Raw genomic sequence first — 2,693 nt, 5'->3', positions numbered from 1 at the left:
TCCGTAAGGATTACGAAGCGGCTGCAAATCAATTTGTTGCGAAAATAAACGAATTAAACTAAAAAATTGCGATAAAAAAGTGCAGATTTTTTTTGGAAATTTAAATTTCAGAACTATATTTGCACCGCAATAGAGTTGCCGGTGTAGCTCAGCTGGCTAGAGCAGCTGATTTGTAATCAGCAGGTCGTGGGTTCGAGTCCCTCCATCGGCTCTAAAGTAGAAACCATCACAGTAATGTGGTGGTTTTTTTGTTTTGTGATGTTTTTAATAGTAGAAACTTTTATATATTTGATGATAGTTAGTAGTTAGCTGTAATAGTGCCGAAAATTCACTGAAAGAAACATTATATTGATTTAGTTATTTATGGGTAAAATAAAATTATTCAATGAAGGTGATGTAATACTAACAAATCCAGCAGAAGGCTTTTGGGGAATTGCTGTCGTATTATCTGAAAGAGAAAAGACTGAAAATTATCATCCAATGTGTCATATAGCAATAACTCCAATAATCCGTAACCATAAAATTGAATTTAGTGAACTTAAGATTGAAGAATTAAAACCATTGGAATTTGAAAGAGTTTATGCTTTAAAAAATGTTGAGGACTTTTCTAAAAACGAAATTTGCATTGGAGTTTATACAAGAAGAAACAAGGAAAATATCGAAATTATTGGGTCGATTAATCCTAAAATTGTTTATGACGGACCTTTACCTTTTGATCCTTGGTCTGATTTAGAAATTAAATGGCCGTTATGTGGAGAACCAACTAAATCACTAGGAAGAGAAGCTTACATAACTTGGAAAAAACACAAGACAGAAACAGAAAATTAAAAGAACTACGATAACATCGTGTTGCTTTAATGACTACTTCCGGATTTTCCGCAGTAAAATCCGCTACTGAATAGAATGTTTTGTTATATTTTTAACGACTTGCTGCTGGTTCTCCATGCTACCATGTGAATGCTTTAGCGTCAATTTATGATTTATCAATATTCATAAAGATAAAAATCAATTTTAAATTTAGCATAAAAAAAGCGGTCATTTACTGACCGCTTTTTTTATTTCTGAGCTTCTAAAGCTTTTCGTTCTTTAACATATTTCTTAAGCATTTTTCCGTATTTTGATTTGGCAACTTCTGGTGTCATACTTTTTTGAATCGTATCTAAGTAAACGGTATTAATATCGGCAATTTCTGAAAGCGCTAAATAAGGCGCAATTTCTTTGTTTGCATTCGTAACAGCAAAATGTGCGGTGTAGCGATATTTTCTCTTTAATAAGTTATTATAAGCTTTCTCAATGCTGTCTGTAGTAGTTGGGTTAGGTTGGTATTCGTTTTTTAAACGTTTTGCCATTAAAGCTAAGTTTTGATCTCTGAACTTACTATTTAAGCTATCAAATTTTTTCCATAAATCATGATTCTTAGAACCTGTAATTTTAGCATCGGCAAAAAAGTGTTTTAACGTAGTTTCGATTTTAATTTCTCCTGGTTCCGCGAAAAACGGTAAACTGTTATCAATTGAATTGGTTTGTCCTCTGTCTAAAAATAAATACAACATTTCTGGACTTTCTAATTTGATATGGCTTTCAAATTTAGAATCGCCTGAAATCTCAATACTGTCAAGCATTACTAAAGCAGAATCTTGAATTTTTTGTAAATATAACTTTCCTTGACTTAATCCTTTTACGTCACCTGAAATATGAACATTTGCATCTGAAGCTCCTTCTTTGTTACAAGCTATTAATGTGATAACGGCAATTATGGTTAAAACTATCTTCTTCATTTTGAATTTTAATTTGTGTTCGCAAAGTAAATAAAAAAATCCTCAAAATACTAAGTACTTTGAGGATTTTCAAGTGTAATATCAAATACAAATTTCGATATCAAATTTTAAAATACGTCTAAAATCTAAAATCAAAATTCAACAATCTCAAATCTTAGCCTCTTAACCAAGCTTCGCGAACTGCTTTTTTAGTAGCATCTGTTGATTGGTAGCCATCTTGTTTTTCTTTTGGCATCACTACTTTTCCTTTAACGGTTTGCTCTTTTCCATCTCTTTTAATTTTAACCGAAATCGCATCACCATCTTTCCAGTTCATGCTTGCCATGATTAAATCGTAGATGTTGTCTAAGTTATAATTTTTGTCGTTAAAAGCTAAAAGTGTGTCGTTGTTTTTTAATCCTAATGTTGTCATGAATACATTTAATTCTGTATCTGGTAAAATCATAATTTCCTTTGTACTAGGATTTACTGTAATATAAGGTTCAGTTTGTCCTTTTAAGAATGGATTTCCAGCAATTTCAGTTGTAGCCTCAGTTACACCCATTTTAGCAAAATATTGCTCGTATGGAATTGGAGTTTCACCAGCTACGTGATTTTTTAAGAATTCACCAACAGCAGGATATGTTAATGCTGTAATCTTACCAAATAACTCTTCGTCTTTGAATGCTTTATTTGTTCCGTACTCTTTAGATAATTCTTGCATTAGGTTTAAAATTCCTTTTTTACCATTGCTGTTTTCTCTAATTAAGATATCCATACACATCGCAATTAAAGCTCCTTTGTTGTAAACGTTTAAGTATTGTTCTTTGTAAGGCGGATTTAATACGTTTTTACTCATTTTAGTAAAACTCATATTGTCGTTCATTTGACGCGATTGTGCAATTTTACCTGCCATTCTTTCAAAGAATTCGTCTT

General features: G+C 31.7%; 2 protein-coding genes, 1 tRNA gene and 1 pseudogene. 2 read left to right on the top strand and 2 right to left on the bottom strand.

What is annotated here, in order from left to right; genetic code table 11:
• Positions 1-137: 137 nt before the first annotated feature.
• Positions 138-211: transfer RNA gene (locus L6Q46_RS13525), tRNA-Thr, on the top strand.
• A 152-nt stretch (positions 212-363) separates the two neighbouring features.
• Positions 364-828: a hypothetical protein gene (locus L6Q46_RS13520; RefSeq protein ID WP_291284748.1), complete on the top strand. Its 465-nt coding sequence runs from the start codon at positions 364-366 to the stop codon at positions 826-828.
• 227 nt (positions 829-1,055) lie between these two features.
• Here the strand turns inward: L6Q46_RS13520 and L6Q46_RS13515 are convergent, their stop codons facing one another.
• Positions 1,056-1,778 carry a DUF4369 domain-containing protein gene (locus L6Q46_RS13515; RefSeq protein WP_291284747.1) on the bottom strand — a complete coding sequence of 241 codons (723 nt, stop codon included), beginning with the start codon at positions 1,776-1,778 and terminating at the stop codon, positions 1,056-1,058.
• A gap of 154 nt (positions 1,779-1,932) precedes the next feature.
• Positions 1,933-2,693 (bottom strand): annotated as a pseudogene (locus L6Q46_RS13510) (peptidase M61); the annotation flags it as partial.

It is taken from the genome of Flavobacterium sp., from assembly GCF_023151265.1.
GTDB lineage: Bacteria > Bacteroidota > Bacteroidia > Flavobacteriales > Flavobacteriaceae > Flavobacterium.
The sequence above is the reverse complement of the archived record's forward strand: the minus strand, read 5'-3'. Positions and strand labels throughout refer to the sequence as shown.